This window comes from Streptomyces sp., from assembly GCF_031181555.1.
Lineage (GTDB): Bacteria > Actinomycetota > Actinomycetes > Streptomycetales > Streptomycetaceae > Streptomyces > Streptomyces fimbriatus.
Genome location: NZ_JAPSKQ010000014.1, coordinates 13,468 through 31,055 on the forward strand (window position 1 = coordinate 13,468; position 17,588 = coordinate 31,055).

Sequence of the window (17,588 nt, forward strand, 5' to 3'; positions counted from 1 at the left end):
GAGTTCATGACGTGCCGGATCCGACGTCGCTGAGCTCCGCCGCCCACGTCTACAAACGACTCGTCCCCCAGCCGGTCCGCTCCGTCGCCGCCAGCACCGTGCCCGGGCGCGTCCGGCGCAAGGTCAAGCGGGGACTCGCCCGTAGGCTGAGCCAGCGCGAGGCGCGGCTGCACCGCCGCGCCCTGCGCCGTGTCCGCAAGGCGGACTTCGGTCACTCGGAGCGCAGGACCAAGGCGCCCGACGGCCGGGTGGGCCACGTGCACACCGGGCTGTCCGTCGACGCCGCCCGCAGGCTCGACCACGACCTGGTCACTCACGCGCTCGACACCGCCGACATTCCGTGGTTCGCGGTTCCCGCCCTCGACGACCGCCGTCTCTGCATCGCCGTGGAGCAGCGGGACAAGGGGGCCGTGCGCAGAGCGCTCCGCGCGTTGCTGGAGGAACACACCGGATACGTGGTCTCCGTCTCGCCCGCCAACAACGACACACAGGCGATCCCCGGCAGCCATGTGAAGGCCTGGAAGCACTTCGGCAAGGCGCGGGTGATCCGCCTCACCTGGCTGCGCACCGATCCGACGGAGAACCTCTGGACCGGGGAGGACCAGGGCGTCGAGATCGAGTTCTGGACGGTCAACACCGACCTGCCCCAGGAGCGGCTCATCGGCCCCCGCCCCAACCGGGTCCAGCGCGCCGTCCCCAGCGACGCACCGGGCATCGAGATAGGCCTCGACCGGCTGTCCGGGTACTGCGACACCGACGGCGACATGGAGCCGACGATCACGCTGGAGGGCTTCGACGTCCCCCGCCTGGAGGAGATCACCTTCCCCGTCGACGCGGTCCTCCTGTGGCAGCACCCCACGCCCTGGGGCGAGGAGCTCCTGCGTGCCGCGCTCCGCTCGCTGCACCAGTACGCGCCCTGGGTGGACGTCGTCCACGTCCTCGCGCAGGCTCCCGTTCCGTCCTGGCTCCGGTCCGACGAGCGTCTCAGCATCGTGCCCGCGCGCCCCGGCGCCGAATGGGACCTGCACCGGCTGCCCGACATCGCCGGTCACTTCCTGCTGCTGCGGCCGGGAGCCCTGCTCGGCCGGCCGGTCAGGCCCTTCGACTACTTCGCCCCGAGCGGTGCGACCCGTCCGCGCAAAGGCCCCTGGACCGCCGAGGAGTCCTTCTCCGCCTGGACTCGCGCCGCGTACGCGGCGACCGGACGCGTCACCGCCCACGGCTACGCGGACGGACCCCAGCCCTACAGCTGCGCCGTCCTCGAGCGGATCGCCCGGACGGGTGCCGTGCCCCTGGAGCTCATCGACGGCCAGCGGACGCCCGTCGTGCCGGGTACGCACCCCATGGACGGACTGGTCCACCACTGCGGCTACGTCGCGGGCCTCGCCGACCCGTCCGGCGAGGCGTCCGTGGCGCTGCACGCTGCCCTGCCCGGCATCGACAACCACCTGCGACGCCTCCTCGTCCGCAGGGACACCCAGCAGATCCGGCTCCTCGGCCTCGGCACCGAGCAGGCCCTCGGCCGGGGCGGTACCGAAACCGTCATCACCTTCCTGCACCGTTACTTCCCCGTGGCCGCCGTCTTCGAGCAAGGGGATCCCGAGGAACCGGACAACCAGTCGTGAGCATGGGCAATCCCGAGGCGTCCGCCGCGGTCGGAGCGTACCGAGTCCTGGTCCCCGCAGGACTGAGACGGCGGATCGCCCGCCGTGTACCGGCGCGGCTGCGCACGGTGCTCAAGCAGCTGCTGCGCCACCTCCACACCCTCACCCTGGGCGCCCGGCTGTTCCGCGGCGTGCGGGCGCGCCGCCGCTGGCCGCACCTGTTCCGGGAGGGCGAGCGGCTCGCGACGCTGGCCGGGCACGGCAAGCGGATCACCCTCGTACGCCCCACCGTGTCACCGCTCGGGCTGCGCGAGGCCAACCTCGAACTGGTGGCGGCCCTGCTGGAGGAAGAGGGCGTCGACTACTTCGCGATCCGCGGCGACTCCGACTTCCGCTCGTGCCTCGCGGTCGCCGAGGCGGACCGGGAACGGGTGGGCCGGGCGCTGGACCGCTGCGCGGACACCGGCCCCGTGTACGTGACGGCCTGCCGGGGTGACACCGCCGTGGGCAAAACCGCACTGTGCGGCTCCCGGCGCGGCCGGCGCCTCGCACGGGAGTCCGCGGTGCTGCGCATCGGCATGCTGTGGAGCGACCCGGCCGGCTCCCTCTTCCTGGGACTCGAGCACGGCTGCGACATAGAGTTCTGGCGCCCCGAGGAGGGGCGCCTCGTCGCCCCCCGTCCCAACCGCGTCACCGAGGACGTCGCGTGCGACGAGCCCCGGGTCACCGTGCCGGTCAGCCGGCTGACGGGCTTCGCCGCCCTGCACACCCGCCGCACCCGGTCGGTGCGGACCATCCTTCCGTGTGCCGACGCCCTGCCCGAGGACGTGCGGTTCCCGGTCGACGTCGTCTACACGTGGGTCGACGGCAACGACCCCGCGTGGCAGCGGCGGCGCAGTGCGTACGGGCACGGCGGGTACCACACCGAGTCCGCGAACGCGGCCCGCTACATCAGCCGCGACGAACTGCGCTACTCCCTGCGCGCGCTGGAGCAGAACGCCCCCTGGGTGCGCCACGTCTACGTGGTGACGGACCGTCAGCGGCCCGCGTGGCTCAACGACAGCCACCCGCGCATCACCGTGGTCGACCACTCCGAGATCTTCGACGACCCCTCCGCGCTGCCCACGTTCAACTCCCACGCGATCGAGAGCCGTCTGCACCACATCAAGGGCCTGGCCGAACACTTCCTGTACTTCAACGACGACATGTTCCTCGGCTGCCCGGTCACGCCGCAGACCTTCTTCCTGTCGAACGGCATGACCCGCACCTTCCTGTCGCCCTCCCAGGTGCCCCGGTGGGACCTCACCCTGGGGGACCGCCCGGTCGACGCGGCGGGCAAGAACAACCGCAAGCTCCTGCTGGAGAACTTCGGCTCGGCCATCGTCCAGAAGATCCGGCACGCGCCCTACGCCCTGCGCCGCAGCGTGCTCCAGGAGATCGAGCACGAGTTCGCCGACGCGCACCGGCAGACCTCGCACAGCCGGTTCCGCAGCCCCACCGACATCTCGATCCCGTCCTCGCTGTACCACTACTACGCGTACTTCACCGGCCGCGCCGTGCCCTCCGACATCTCCTTCGCCTACCTCGACCTGGCCAAGCCCGAGATCCAGCGGCGGTTGGGCATCCTGCTGGCCAAGCGCGACAGGCAGGCGTTCTGCATCAACGACACGCTCTCGGACGGCCAGGACGTCGAACGCCAGACGGCGATGCTCAGCCGGTTCCTCAGGGCCTACTACCCGGTGCCGAGTCCCTTCGAGCGGAAGGAGGGCGAGGTCCGGTGAAGATCTCCTTCCTGATCAACAACATCTACGGCATCGGAGGGACGAACCGCACGGTCATCAACCTCGCCGAAGCGCTGGCCGTCCACCACGAGGTGGAGATCGTCTCGGTCTTCCGGCGCGCGAACGCGACGAAGTTCGACATCTCGCCGCGCGTCACCGTCCGGGCCCTCGTCGACCTGCGTCCCGGGTCCGCCGACCGCGGCGCCGCCGGCAGCACCGAACCCAGCGAAGTGGTGCCGCGCCAGGAGGAGTTCTACGCGCAGTACAGCCGGTTCACCGACGCCCGCATCATCCGGGAGCTGCAGAGGACGGACGCCGACGTGGTCGTCGGCACACGGCCCAGCCTCAACCTCTTCGTGGCCGCCCACACCCGTGACGGCGCTCTGCGCGTGGCCCAGGAACACATGACCCACCTGGCGATCCCGCTCGCGGTACGCGCGGAGATGGCGCGCGTCTACCCCCGGCTCGACGCCATCACGACGGTCACCGAGGCCGACGCCCGCTCGTTCACGGAGAACACGCCGATTCCCGGCATCCCCGTGGTGGGCATCCCCAACAGCGTCCCGCGGCCGTCCGTTCCGCCGTCCGACTGTACGCACAAGGTGGTGGTCAGCGCCGGCCGCATGCACCACGTCAAGCGGTACGACCTGCTGATCCGGGCCTTCGGCATGCTCGCCGCCGACTTCCCCGACTGGCAGCTGCGCATCTACGGCGACGGCGGCGAGGCCGGGAAGCTGCGCGCGCTGGTCGCCGAACTCGGCCTGGCGGGCCGGGCCCTGCTCATGGGCGGTTTCTCGCCGATCGAGTCGGAGTGGGCCAAGGGCTCCATCGCGGCCGTGACCTCCAGCGCGGAGTCCTTCGGCATGACGCTGGTGGAGGCGATGCGCTGCGGTCTGCCCGTGGTCTCGACCGACTGTCCCGTGGGACCCCGGGAGATCCTCAGCGACGGGGAGGACGGCCTGCTCGTCCCGAACGGGGACGCCGAGGCGATCGCCTGGGGCCTGCGCAGGCTGATGGCCGACGATGCCCTGCGCCGGGCCATGGGCGCCGCCGCGCTGAGCAACGCGGCCCGGTACGACCCCGCGGCCGTGGCCGCCCGGTACGTCGAACTCTTCGAGGACGCGGCCCGCCGCCGCGCCGCCGCCGTACGCGGCTACCGGGCACCCGCCGGTCCCCGGCGGACCGCGGCGCCCCAGGCCAAGGTGCCTCCGGTCTCCCTCGGCTCGGCCGGCGTGGACGTGACGGCGGACGACGCCGGCTGGCTGCGGTTCTCCGCCGACGGTCCCGGCGAGGGCCGCCACCGCTGGCAGTTCGTGCTCCGCCACAAGCCCTCCGACGGGCCCGCCCTGCCCGACCTGCCGCTGCGCACCGTGCGCAAGCCACTCGACAACGGCGGTACGCGCTACACGGCCGCCGTCACCCCCTCCGCCCTCGACCACCTCGGGGACGGCCGCTGGCAGGTGACGATGCGCTCGCCGAAGACGGGGGCCGTGCACATGAAGGCGGGCATCCGCGACACCAGGGCGCTCATCGACGCGCGGGAACGACTGGTCGCCCGGCCGACGGCGGAACCGCTCGGCTGGAACCTTCCCTACGCGCAGCCCAACGGCCGCCTCATGCTGCGCACCGTGCTCCGCCGGGAACACGCCGAGTGCACCGGCGTCAAGGTGACCGACGCGGGCATCGCGCTGGAGGGCGTTCTGTGCGGTGATCGGCTGCTCAAGCCCGGTGCCCTGTTCGTGGTCAGCCGCCGGGGCCAGCACCCGGTGAACTTCGCGGTGCCGGTCGGGCTGATGGGAAACCGGCGCTTCAGGGCCGAGGTCCCGGTGCGGAAGGCGGTCGACCACCGGCTGGACCGGTGGGAGGACTGGGACTGGTGGCTGCAGCCGGACCCGGCCGACCGGGCGAAGGTCCGCGTCTGCCACCTGCTGGAGGACTTCCCCGACGTGAAGGGTGCCTTCACCTACCCGTCGGTGCCGCTCGTGGGGGACGAGCCGTCGGAATTCGCCGTGATCCACCCGGCCCGTCCGGTGTGGGTGCGGGCCTACTGCTCCGCTTCGGGAGCCATGGCCATGAACGTGGTCGACCGCTAGGGATGGAAGAGACATGAATCGGACGATCTTCGTACTCGGGGACTCCGTCCCTGCTCCGCGGACGGACGAGGAAGCGCCGATGGCGGGCTGGGGCCAGAAGATCGAGGATCTCCTGGCCGGCCCGGTGGAGGTCGCCAACTACGCCCGAAGCGCCATGACCACCCGCAAGTACTTCACCGAGCGGTTCCCGGCGATGCTCAACCGCATGAAGCGCGGGGACGTCGTCCTCATCGGCTTCGGAGGCGTGGATCACATGATCCACAACGGCATGCGCTACGTCCCCGTTCCCGAGTACAGGGAACTGCTCCGGCTGTTCGCCACGTACGTGTACCAGGAAGGGGGGACGCCGGTCCTGGTCACCCCCGCGGCACGGTACGCGTTCTCCGGCAGCGGCGAGGTGCTGAACACACGGGGCGACTACCCCCGGGCCATGCTGGAGGTCGCCTCCGAGCTCGGTGTGCCGGCCATCGACCTCACCGGCCGGACGATGGACCTGTGGGCCGAGATCGGACCGATGCGGCTGCGCCAGTACTTCTGCTGGGTGGACGCGGGGGAGCACCCCCTCCACCCCGACGGGAACATCGACTCGTCCCACCTCAGCCACACCGGGGCCTTCGAGGTGGCCCGCATCGTGGTGGCCGGACTGTGCCACCTCGGAGTGCTGGACAAGAGCGAGGTCGACATGCCGGCGCTCATGGAGCCGCCGGTGATGCCGCCGGTCTCCACCGAGTTCACGATCCAGGCACCGGAGTCGGCGCTGCACTACGCGCAGCCCGTGGGGGAGCCGCCGGGCATCACGAAGCCGGCCATGGACGGTCTCGCCGGCCCGATGGTGAAGTTCTCCGGCGTCACCGCGCCGGGGACCGAGTACGTCCTCTTCTTCGAGGGGGGCCAGTACATCGGCGGCGCGGGCGTGGGCGGTTCGGGGCAGTGGACCTGGCGGCGCTCGGTGAACTGGACGGCGGGGGAGCACGTCGTCCAGTGCGTCGGGCTGCGCGGTGACGGCTGCTCACCGGTGGTGCAGCACCGGTTCACGGTGATGACCGACGTGCCGGCCCCCCTGGTGACCTCACCCGCCGAGGGCGCCTTCGCCGGCCCGCGGCCGCGTTTCTCCGGCAAGGTGCAGCGGGGGGTGACCAAGGTCGTGCTCATGGAGGGGGACCTGCTCATCGGCGCGACCGGGGTGAACGAGAAGGGCGAGTGGGGGTTCACCCATGGGCACGCCTGGCGTCCCGGAACCCACACGATCCGGGCGATCGCGCTCTTCGGCGCCACCGAGTCCGCCCCGGCCGTGCGGACGTTCAAGGTCGTCGGAATCCCCGAGAACAGTCCCATCAGGACACACGGGGCCTCCCGGCACGACTGCGGGGCGGTCTGCGAGCACAGGCCCTTCACGGGCGACCGGTAGACGCGTTGCGCGGGAACGTCCGGACGTGGCTCACCGCCGGTGCCGCGGCCCTGGCAGTGATCCTGGGACTCTCCGTCGCCGCACCGGGCGGACAGGGGAGGGCGACGCCGGACCGGCGCACCCTCCGGGTGCTCCACTACAACCTCTGCGGAGCGGCCGCGGTGTGCCCGTGGAACGCCGGATCGTCCGGGCCGGGCACCTCGGTGGCGCGTCTGGTCCGGGAGGCGGTGCGCCACGACCCCGATGTCGTCACCCTGAACGAGATCTGCCTGACGCAGTACGCGGCCCTGAAGGAACAACTGGCCCGTGCGGGGCGGCCGATGGACGGAACCTACGCCTCCTCCCAGAACAACGTCCCGGCCTGCGGGAGCAGCGGTCGTTTCGGCACCGCCGTGCTCAGCCGCGAGGACGTCCCGGACGGAAAGCAGTGGTACCACCCCTTCCGCCACACCGGCGGTGAGACCTACACCAACGGCGGCCGCACGGTCACGGTCCGCAGGGGACTGCTGTGCGCCGACACCCGGTTCGCCGGCGGACGTCTCATCGCCTGCACGGCGCACACCTACGCCAGGGCCCCCGAGCAGTTGCGCGAGATCAGGGACTGGACGGCCGATCCGGCCGCGTTCCCGGTGGACGTTCCCGTCGTCGTGGCCGGCGACTTCAACCTTCCGCCCGCGGCACCGGCCCTCTCCCACCTCACCGGCGGGTTCGCGGAGGCGGACGAGGCGGACCGGGAGCCCACGGCCGGCACGCGGAAGATCGACTACGTGTTCGCCGACCGACGGCACTTCGCCGTCGAGGACGGTGACGCCGAGAAGTACGCCGAATCCGACCACGCGCTGCTGAAGGGACGGTTCACCCTCAGGACGCCCTGACACCCCCTTTCCCGCGGGGTCGGACGGACACCGCAGGGGCGGTGGACGCACGAACCGCGCCGAGCGTTGCAGAGGTGCGCGCGTGACAAGGCGCACGCGAGCGGACGGGGTTGGAAAAGTGAAAATCCTGTTAGCCTCCCGAGAGTTGTTCGAACGACTCGGGTGATGAGTGCTGCCCGGAACCGGCCCGGCCGGGCCGCGCAACGGGGGTTGGGGAATGGTGCCGTGAACAAGTCCTCCACGGTGGATCTTGTCGTCGTCGGACTCGGTTACGTGGGGTTACCTTTAGCCCGTTCCGCCGCGTCCGCCGGATTACGGGTGGTGGGTCTCGACCGCAGCCGCACCGTCGTGGAGGGGCTGAACAGCGGCCGCTCCCACGTCGACGACATCACGGACGCCGAGGTCGGCGCGATGCTCGGCCGGGGTTTCCGGGCGTCCGACCGCCCCGAGGTGATCGCCGGCGCCGCCGCGGTCGTCATCTGCGTGCCCACCCCGCTCACCGAGCACGGCTCCCCGGACCTCGGCGCGGTGCACGCCGCGGTGGCGGACACCGCCACCCACCTCACGCCCGGCACCCTCGTGGTGCTGGAGTCCACGACCTACCCCGGCACCACCGACGAGGTCGTACGGCCCCGGCTGGAGGCCGGCGGTCTGAAGGTCGGCCGGGACTTCCACCTGGCGTTCTCGCCCGAGCGCATCGACCCGGGCAACGCCTCCTTCGGACTGGAGAACACGCCGAAGGTCGTCGGCGGCGTCACCGCCGACTGCACCAAGGCCGCCCGCGCCCTCTACGAACGCTTCGTGACCCGCGTGGTGGAGGCCAAGGGCACCCGCGAGGCCGAGATGGCCAAGCTCCTGGAGAACACCTACCGGCACGTCAACATCGCGCTCGTCAACGAGATGTCGATGTTCTGCCGTGAGATCGGCGTCGACCTGTGGGACGCGATCCGCTGCGCCTCCACCAAGCCGTTCGGCTTCGCACCGTTCTACCCCGGCCCCGGCGTCGGCGGGCACTGCATCCCGATCGACCCCAACTACCTCTCGTACAAGGTGCGTTCGCTGGGCATCCCGTTCCGCTTCGTGGAGCTGGCGCAGGAGATCAACCAGCGCATGCCCGTGCACGTGGTCAACCGTGCGGCCGATCTGCTCAACGACGAGGGCAAGGCCGTGCGCGGCTCCCGCGTCCTGCTGCTCGGCGTCACCTACAAGCCCGACATCTCCGACCAGCGCGAGAGTCCGGCCCTGGCCGTCGCCGGGAACCTGCGCGCCCGCGGTGCCGAGCTGGTCTACTTCGACCCCCACGTCGACGACTGGACGGTCGACGGCGTCCCGGTCGAGCGCGCGGACGACTATCTGGCCGCCGCCGGGACCGCGGACCTGACCATCCTGCTCCAGCCGCACCGGGAGATGGACCTGGGCCTGCTGGCCGACCGGGCCCGCAAGCTCTTCGACACCCGGGGCAGGTCCGCCGATCACCCGCGGGTGGTCAAGCTGTGACGACCGAGGACACGTACATACCCGGAGCCGTCGACTCCGGCGGGCGCCGGGGACACCGCAAGCGACGGCAGCTGAAGGTCTCGTACTTCTTCTTCGTCGCCATCGCCGCGCTCATCGCCACCCGGCTCGACTCCGACTCGCTGCACCTGTACTCGATGGGCGCCATGGGCCTGCTGGCCCTGAAGATGTTCGGGGCCCTGTTCTACCGCCCCGCCAAGGCGGGGCGGGAGGAACTCGAGTACCTCGAGAAGTGCTGGGTCACCGCGGTCATCCCGATCTACAACGAGGACCCGGTGATGTTCGAGCAGGGCATGCGCAGCCTGCTCGCGCAGTCCCGGCTCCCCAACGAGATCCACATCATCGACGACTGCAGCGCCGATCCGGGCGGCATCCGGGCGGCGAAGAGGCTGCGGACCGAGTTCGAGGCGAAGGGCGTCAAGTACACCGTCAGCGTCCAGCCCGAGAACAAGGGCAAGCGCGAGGCGCTGGCGCGGGGCTTCGAGGCGGCGCCGTACTCCGACATCTTCCTGTGCGTGGACTCCGACACCGTGCTCTCCCGGGACACGGTCCGTGAGCTGCTGCTGCCGATGGCCGACGAGAAGATCATGGCCTCCACCGGCATGGTGCTGGCGCTCAACCACGACAGCAACGTCTTCACCCGCCTGCAGGACCTGCGCTACGGCAACTCCTTCCTCTTCGAGCGGGCCGCCTACTCGCGGCTGAAGTCCGTGCTGTGCTGCTGCGGCGCCCTGTCGGCGTACCGCGGCTCGCTGGTGCGCAAGTACCTGCCGGACTTCCTCAACCAGCAGTTCCTGGGCAAGCCGGCCGTCTTCGGCGACGACCGCCGCATGACCAACTACTGCCTGATGGAAGGCCAGGTGGTCTTCCAGGAGACCGCCGTCGGCTACACCGCCGTCCCCGAGAAGCTGCCGCACTTCCTGCGCCAGCAGGTCCGCTGGAACAAGTCGTTCTTCCGCGAGTCCCTGTGGGCCTTCCGGCACCAGAAGAAGTACCGGCCCGCGTTCTGGCTGACCTGCATGGAACTCGGCCTGTGGCTGGTCTTCGGCTCGGCGATGTTCTACTCGATGGTCATCCTGCCGGTCATGGAACCGGCCCGGTTCGTCGACCACATCGGGGACTACGCGCTGTTCATGGTCCTCATGGGCTATCTGCGCAACGTCCGCTACCTCGACTTCCCGCGCCGCGGCATGGGCTTCGTCAAGCGGTTCGGCATGTTCCTGCTGGCCCCGCTGTACGGCCTGATCCAGCTCTTCCTGCTGACCCCGCTGCGCTTCTACGCCCTGCTCACCCTGCACAAGGGCAACTGGGGCACCCGCCAGGCCGGTGTCGAGGTGTCCGTGGCCGGCGATCACGAGGCCGGTGTGACGGAGATCTTCGAGGAAGAGGACCCGTACTCCGACAAGAAGGTCACCGAGACGCTCCAGCTGATGCGCCTCGAGGGCGTCGCCCTGCGCACCCGGCCCCGTACGGCCACCATCCCCGGCCGGCCGCAGCCGCTGCCCGGTTACGACGAGCAGCACCACCAGAACGTGCCCCAGCAGCCCGTGAGCTGGGGAACGCCCGAGCCCGCTCGGACGCCGGCCGGTCACGGCGGGCAGCAGTGGTACGGCGGCGAACAGCAGCAGTGGCAGGACGGCGGTCACGGCGGCCCGTACCACCCGCACCCGCAGCACCCGCACCCGCAGCAGCCGTACCCGCCGCAGCCGTACCCGCAGGACCACGGCTACGGCCGTGACGGGCACCAGGGCGGCCATGACCGGGGCCCCGGCCGGCCGCAGGGCGGTCAGGACGGCGGCTGGTAGGCGCGGCGGCGCGTACGGAGAGGGCGCGTGAGGGGGGAAGGGGGCGGTCCTGCGGCCGCCCCCTTCCCCGTTCCCGCGGGCCTACTGGTAGTGGGCCATCGCCTCCTCGACCGTCACCACCGGGATGTCCCGGTCCGCGATCTCCCGCATCAGCGTGGTGAGACCGGCCGTGCCGATCTCCGTGCTGGTCCTCGGGGCGCCCTCGACGACCTTGTGCAGGCACAGGATCAGCCAGTCACCGCTCTCGGCGCAGCGGTCCAGCCTGCCGCCCTCGCCGGTCAGCTTCGACAGCGCCGTGCCGCCGATGCCCGTACCGTCGGTGATGCCGGTCAGCGCCTTCAGGCGGTACGGGTGCGCCGGGGCGAACGACTCGATCGTCTCGGAGATGATCGACCGGGCCGTGGTGAAGTGCCGGCTCGCGATCAGGTCCACCGGGACGCCGTCCGAGGTCTTCTGGAACGCCCCGTGCGGATAGGCGAAGTGCTCGCTGGTGAAGCCGTTGGACACCAGCCACTCCCGCAGTCTGCGGAAGTCCTCGTCGGCCTGCTCCGCGGTCAGCTTGGGATAGCTGGCGGTGTGCGTGGCGTTCGCGTAGGCGTGACCGCCCATCTCCCAGCCGGAGAAGTTCTGCATCGAGCGCATCTGGTCGACCGTCAGGAAGCTTCCGGTCCCGATGGCGTCGGCGATGTTGTACACCGTGCCGGGGAAGCCGAAGGAGTCCATCACCGGGCGGGCCAGGTCGTGGATCGACTTGTGGGAGTCGTCGAAGGTGAGGGAGACGACGCCCCGGGGGAACACGTCGGCGGTGTCCGGTATCAGCTCGACCGCCTGGAGCCGGTACGTCACCGGCCCGCCCGCGTTGTCGTACACGGCGAACGACATGTCCGTGAACCCGGCCGTCGTGGACGGCGTGCCCGTGGCCGAGATCGCGTACGTACCGGCCGCACCGGTGACGTCGGCCCACTGGAGGTGGACGGTGACCCATTCCCCGGACTGGACGTAGTTGGCCGCGGTCCTGGAGTGGACGTGGAACGTCCACGAGAAGTGGTTCTTCAGCGCGCCGCTGCCCACGTAGAACACCAGCTTGGACAGGTTCGTCACGTCGTCGACGCGGAACACCAGCCGGATCATCTTGCCGGTCAGGTTCACCGCCGTCATACCGGACCTGCGGACGTACGACTGCTTGCCGGTGCCGTTGGTGGTCACCCGTACCGACTGGGTGCCGCGCACGAACTGCGTCCTGTCGTTCGCCTCGGCCGACGCGGTGCCCGCGCCCCCGGCGGTCCAGCCGTGGGACGCCTGGAACTGCTGGGACCAGGTGGCCCGGCGGTTCTTGGGCCGGCGGCCCGACGGGGCGTAGGGAGGGGGAGTGGTGAGGCCGCCGATGGCGCCCTCGGCCACCGGGGCGGCGGCGGGCTGGGCGGCGACACTGCCCAGCCAGGCGCCCCCGCCCGCCATCGCGACACCGCCCGCGCCGCCCATCAGCAGCGCGGAGCGCCGGCTCACCACCGCCTTCTCGCCCGCCGTACCGTGGCCGCGCGCGCCGGACCGCCGTTTTCCCACTCAGGACCCCCGAACCGTGTCGAAGTAGTTCACGCCGTTGTCGGCGAAGCCCTCGACCCGGGCCCGGACTTCCTTCGCCGACAAGGTGTCGTTCGCGTTGTAGTAGAGCCAGTCGACCTTCATGTCCCAGGCGCGGTCGCCCTTGAACGGCAGGTCCACGAACCAGTGGTTGAAGTTCACCGACATGTCCGTGCGCGGGGCGTACTTCCCGTTGCTGACGAAGAGCTTCTCGCCGTCGAGCCAGTAGGAGACGGCGTCGTCCTTCACCCTGATCATCACGGTGTGCCAGCCGGCGAGGCTCTTGTTCGTGGTGGTGTAGACGCGGTCGTTCGTCCTGTGGTCGTACCAGGTCACGGTGTCGAGCTTCGGACCGGGCCGGCCCCAGCCGCCGTTGGGCATGTACTCGTTGTCCAGCTCGCTGTACGTCGCGCCCCTGCCGCCGATGGTGTAGAAGGTCTGGTTGACGTGGTCGCCCTTCTCACCGGTCGCCGGCTCGTCGCTGAAGTGGATGCGGGCCGCGTAGGTCCCCTCGCGGAACTTGCTCGCGGCGGTACCCAGGCTGGCCTGCCGGGTGCCCGCCTCGGTGCCGTCCGTGCTGGCGCGCAGCCGCAGCACCTGGCCGCCGTCCAGGGCCTCCTCGTCGCCGGGGAAGGTGACGCCGTCGGCCGACCAGGTGTTCTCGATGCCGGGGCCGCCCTTGCTGGTGCGGACCAGCCAGCCGTGCTTGAAGAGGGCGGGGTCCTTGGCGCCGAGGTAGTCGAAGGTGTCGAACAGCACGCCGTCGGGGGCGGCCGGCAGCGGCTCGGGCGCAGCGGCGGTCTTCGCCTTCTTCCCGGCGTCGTCCGGCCCGGTGCCGTCCGGCTCCTCGCCCCAGGCGAGCACGCCCCGCTTGTACGCGGTGACCTTCTTCGCCTCCTTGTAGCTGGTCGTCTCCGCGTCGAAGGAGCGGTCGTCGGACTGCTCCAGCTCCTTGTGGTCGGTGCGGAACAGCTGGAGGTCGATGCCCTTGCTGTTGGCGCCGGGTGCCAGGGAGCCGGCGGCCTCGGAGAAGCGGATCTCCAGATAGCGGTCGGCGGTGTCGGTGGGCCGGTCCGACTCCACCACGCGGCCGGCGAGGTGCGAGCAGCCGAAGGCGGCGTTGACGCAGTTGAAGGCGTACCCCGGGGAACCGGCGCCGTCGTCGGCGGTGAACCAGTACCGCAGTGAGACGTCGCTGAGCCGCAGCGGCTCGTCGGTCTTGTTGAAGACCTCCAGCGACGGCCTGGCCACCGTCGAGGTGGCGGGCGTGTCGGTCCGGTAGCGCACGAGGAGATCGGGCGGGTCGGGGTCCGCCGATCTCCAGACGGGGTAGAGCGCCGTGGCGCCGAGGGCGATCACGGCCACGAACAGCAGCAGCCGGACCTTGGGCCATAATCGGCGCCGGGGTGGGCGGCGGCGGGTGGACGCCACGGGGACTCCTCAACGGGGCGACGACGCGCACGAGTAGACAAGTGGTCAGGTCGTGTGGAGATCCTATCGGTACGCCTGTGACGAAAGGGGGTGGCCCGCACGGATCGTTACCGTGCGGGCCACCCCCTCGTCAGGGACGGCCGGTCACGCCGGGACGCTCGCCACGCCCGGGGCCAGGAACCGCTTCCCGTTCACGCGCTCGGAGACACCCTCGCGGTCCAGGTACGGCGTGATGCCGCCCAGGTGGAACGGCCAGCCGGCGCCCGTGATCAGGCACAGGTCGATGTCCTGGGCCTCGGCGACGACACCCTCGTCGAGCATGAGCCCGATCTCCTGCGCCACCGCGTCGAGGACGCGGGCCCGCACCTGCTCCTCCGTCAGGACGGTGTCGCCCTGCTTGAGCAGCGCGGCGACCTCCGGGTCCAGCTCGGGCTTGCCGCTGTCGTAGACGTAGAAGCCGCGCTTGCCCGCCTCGACGACCGCCTTCAGGTTCGGGGAGACCGTGAAGCGGTCCGGGAACGCCCCGTGGAGCGTCTCGGAGACGTGCAGGCCGATCGCCGGGCCGACCAGCTCCAGCAGCACCAGCGGCGACATCGGCAGACCGAGCGGCTCGACCGCCTTCTCGGCGGTCTCGACCGGGGTGCCCTCGTCGATGACGTTCTGGATCTCGCCCATGAAGCGGGTCAGGATGCGGTTCACGACGAACGCCGGGGCGTCCTTGACCAGCACCGCGGTCTTCTTCAGCTTCTTGGCGACACCGAACGCCGTGGCCAGCGAGGCGTCGTCGGTCCGCTCACCGCGGACGATCTCCAGCAGCGGCAGGACGGCGACCGGGTTGAAGAAGTGGAAGCCGACGACCCGCTCGGGGTGCTTCAGCTTCGACGCCATCTCCGTCACGGAGAGCGAGGAGGTGTTGGTGGCGAGGATCGCGTGCGCCGGGGCGACCGCCTCGACCTCCGCGAACACCTGCTGCTTGACGCCCATCTCCTCGAACACGGCCTCGATGACGAAGTCCGCGTCCGCGAAGCCCTCGGCCTTGTCCAGCACACCGGTGACCAGCGCCTTCAGACGGTTGGCCTTGTCCTGGTTGATGCGGCCCTTGCCGAGCAGCTTGTCGATCTCGGCGTGGACGTAGCCCACACCCTTGTCGATGCGCTCCTGGTCGATGTCGGTCAGCACGACCGGCACCTCGAGGCGGCGCAGGAACAGCAGCGCGAGCTGCGAGGCCATCAGACCGGCGCCGACCACACCGACCTTGGTGACCGGACGGGCCAGGCTCTTGTCCGGAGCGCCGGCCGGGCGCTTGCCGCGCTTCTGCACCAGGTTGAAGGCGTAGATGCCGGCGCGCAGTTCGCCGCCCATGATCAGGTCGGCGAGCGCCTGGTCCTCGGCGTCGTAACCCTGCTGGAGATCGCCGTTCTTGGCGGCGGCGATGATGTCCAGGGCGCGGTAGGCGGCCGGGGCCGCGCCGTGCACCTTGGAGTCGGCGACGAACCGGCCGCGCTCGACGGCCTGGTCCCAGGCCTCGCCGCGGTCGATCGCCGGGCGCTCGATCTCGATCTCGCCCTTGAGGACGGAGGCCGTCCAGATCAGCGACTGCTCCAGGAAGTCGGCGCCCTCGAAGATGGCGTCGGCGATGCCGAGCTCGAAGACCTGCTTGCCCTTGAGCTGCTTGTTCTGGTTGAGGCTGTTCTCGATGATCACCGAGACGGCCTTGTCGGCGCCGATCAGGTTCGGCAGCAGCGTGCAGCCGCCCCAGCCGGGGACCAGGCCGAGGAAGACCTCGGGCAGGGAGAACGCCGGAAGGGCCGCGGACACCGTGCGGTAGGTGCAGTGCAGGCCGATCTCCACGCCACCGCCCATGGCGGCGCCGTTGTAGTACGCGAAGGTCGGCACGGCGAGCTTCGACAGCCGCTTGAAGACGTCGTGGCCGCCCTTGCCGATGGCGAGCGCGTCCTCGTGCCGCTTGAGCAGCTCGACGCCCTTGAGGTCGGCGCCGACGGCGAAGATGAACGGCTTCCCGGTGACACCGACGCCGACGATCTCGCCGTCCGCGGCCTCCTTCTCGACCCGGTCGAGGGCGGCGTCGATGTTCGCCAGCGACTGCGGGCCGAGGGTGGTCGGCTTGGTGTGGTCGTGACCGTTGTCGAGGGTGATCAGCGCGAAGCGCCCCGCACCCAGCGGCAGGTCGAAGTGGCGCACGTGCGCCTGCGTGACGACCTCGCCCGGGAACAGCTCGGCCGCACCCTTCAGCAGCTCTGCGGTGGTGCTCACTTGTCCCCCTCGAAGTGCGGGTTCTCCCAGATGACCGTCGCGCCCATGCCGAAGCCGACGCACATCGTGGTCAGGCCGTAGCGGACGTTCGGCTGTTCCTCGAACTGGCGGGCCAGCTGCGTCATCAGGCGGACGCCGGAGGAGGCCAGCGGGTGGCCGAAGGCGATGGCGCCGCCGTACTGGTTGACGCGCTCGTCGTCGTCGGCGATGCCGTAGTGGTCCAGGAAGGCCAGGACCTGGACGGCGAAGGCCTCGTTGATCTCGAACAGGCCGATGTCGGAGATGGACAGGCCCGCCTGCGCGAGCGCCTTCTCCGTCGCCGGGATCGGGCCGTAGCCCATGACCTCGGGCTCCACGCCCGCGAAGGCGTAGGAGACCAGGCGCATCTTGACCGGCAGCCCGTTCTCGCGGGCGAAGTCCTCGGAGGCGATGACCGAGGCGGTGGCGCCGTCGTTCAGACCGGCCGCGTTACCGGCGGTGACCCGGCCGTGGACGCGGAACGGCGTCTTGAGGTTCGCCAGGTTCTCCAGCGTGGTGCCCGGGCGCATCGGCTCGTCGGCGGTGACCAGGCCCCAGCCGGTCTCGCCGCCCTCGGGGTTGGTGCGGCGCACCGAGACCGGCACCAGGTCGGCCTGGATCTTGCCGTTGGCGTACGCCTTGGCGGCCTTCTCCTGGGAGCGCACCGCGTACTCGTCGGCGCGCAGCTTGGTGATCTGCGGGTACCGGTCGTGCAGGTTCTCCGCGGTCATGCCCATGAACAGGGCGGACTCGTCGACCAGCTTCTCGGAGACGAAGCGCGGGTTCGGGTCGACGCCCTCGCCCATCGGGTGGCGGCCCATGTGCTCGACACCGCCCGCGATGGCGACGTCGTACGCGCCGAAGGCGACGGAGCCGGCCACCGTGGTGACGGCGGTCAGGGCGCCGGCGCACATGCGGTCGATGGAGTAGCCCGGGACCGAGGTGGGCAGGCCCGCGAGGATGCCGGCCGTGCGGCCGATGGTCAGGCCCTGGTCACCGATCTGCGTGGTCGCGGCGATGGCGACCTCGTCGATCTTCTTCGGGTCCAGCCCGGGGTTGCGGCGCAGCAGCTCCCGGATGGCCTTCACGACGAGGTCGTCGGCGCGGGTCTCGTGGTAGATGCCCTTCGGGCCCGCCTTGCCGAACGGGGTGCGGACGCCGTCGACGAAGACGACGTCCCTGACGGTACGAGGCACGATGGCT

At 70.7% G+C, this 17,588-nt stretch carries 11 protein-coding genes; 7 read left to right on the forward strand and 4 right to left on the reverse strand.

Going from position 1 to position 17,588, the window contains the following annotated elements:
• The first annotated feature begins 11 nt into the window (after positions 1–11).
• From RIM90_RS05300 to RIM90_RS05330, 7 genes are all read left to right on the forward strand, one after another.
• Positions 12–1,625, forward strand: a complete 1,614-nt coding sequence (locus tag RIM90_RS05300; protein ID WP_309059373.1) for a sugar phosphotransferase — start codon at positions 12–14, stop codon at positions 1,623–1,625.
• 2 nt (positions 1,626–1,627) lie between these two features.
• Positions 1,628–3,385, forward strand: coding sequence for a stealth family protein (locus RIM90_RS05305; protein WP_309059410.1), 1,758 nt, complete (start codon positions 1,628–1,630; stop codon positions 3,383–3,385).
• Complete coding sequence (locus RIM90_RS05310; RefSeq protein ID WP_309059374.1) at positions 3,382–5,478, forward strand: glycosyltransferase family 4 protein; 2,097 nt, start codon at positions 3,382–3,384, stop codon at positions 5,476–5,478. Before RIM90_RS05305 ends, RIM90_RS05310 begins: the two co-directional genes overlap by 4 nt.
• A 13-nt stretch (positions 5,479–5,491) precedes the next feature.
• Entirely contained in the window at positions 5,492–6,886 is a 1,395-nt protein-coding gene (locus RIM90_RS05315) for a GDSL-type esterase/lipase family protein (RefSeq protein WP_309059375.1), read from the forward strand.
• Between the two features lie 5 nt (positions 6,887–6,891).
• Complete coding sequence (locus RIM90_RS05320; RefSeq protein ID WP_309059376.1) at positions 6,892–7,761, forward strand: endonuclease/exonuclease/phosphatase family protein; 870 nt, start codon at positions 6,892–6,894, stop codon at positions 7,759–7,761.
• A gap of 225 nt (positions 7,762–7,986) precedes the next feature.
• Complete coding sequence (locus RIM90_RS05325) at positions 7,987–9,258, forward strand: nucleotide sugar dehydrogenase (RefSeq protein WP_309059377.1); 1,272 nt, start codon at positions 7,987–7,989, stop codon at positions 9,256–9,258.
• Positions 9,255–11,081, forward strand: coding sequence for a glycosyltransferase (locus RIM90_RS05330; RefSeq protein WP_309059378.1), 1,827 nt, complete (start codon positions 9,255–9,257; stop codon positions 11,079–11,081). The genes RIM90_RS05325 and RIM90_RS05330 overlap by 4 nt, the downstream gene beginning before the upstream one ends.
• An 81-nt stretch (positions 11,082–11,162) precedes the next feature.
• On the opposite strand, the gene RIM90_RS05335 is transcribed toward RIM90_RS05330, so the two are convergent.
• The 4 genes from RIM90_RS05335 to RIM90_RS05350 all read right to left on the reverse strand — a co-directional run bounded on the left by RIM90_RS05335 (position 11,163) and on the right by RIM90_RS05350 (position 17,581).
• Complete coding sequence (locus tag RIM90_RS05335) at positions 11,163–12,587, reverse strand: polysaccharide deacetylase family protein (protein ID WP_309059379.1); 1,425 nt, start codon at positions 12,585–12,587, stop codon at positions 11,163–11,165.
• Positions 12,588–12,644: 57 nt separating this feature from the next.
• Positions 12,645–14,093 (reverse strand): cellulose binding domain-containing protein, encoded by a 1,449-nt coding sequence (locus RIM90_RS05340; protein WP_309059380.1) that lies wholly within the window; start codon positions 14,091–14,093, stop codon positions 12,645–12,647.
• Positions 14,094–14,237: 144 nt separating this feature from the next.
• On the reverse strand, positions 14,238–16,367 hold the full coding sequence (locus RIM90_RS05345) for a 3-hydroxyacyl-CoA dehydrogenase NAD-binding domain-containing protein (RefSeq protein WP_309059381.1): 2,130 nt from the start codon (positions 16,365–16,367) through the stop codon (positions 14,238–14,240).
• Positions 16,364–17,581 (reverse strand): acetyl-CoA C-acyltransferase, encoded by a 1,218-nt coding sequence (locus tag RIM90_RS05350; protein WP_309059382.1) that lies wholly within the window; start codon positions 17,579–17,581, stop codon positions 16,364–16,366. The genes RIM90_RS05345 and RIM90_RS05350 overlap by 4 nt, the downstream gene beginning before the upstream one ends.
• Positions 17,582–17,588 lie beyond the last annotated feature (7 nt).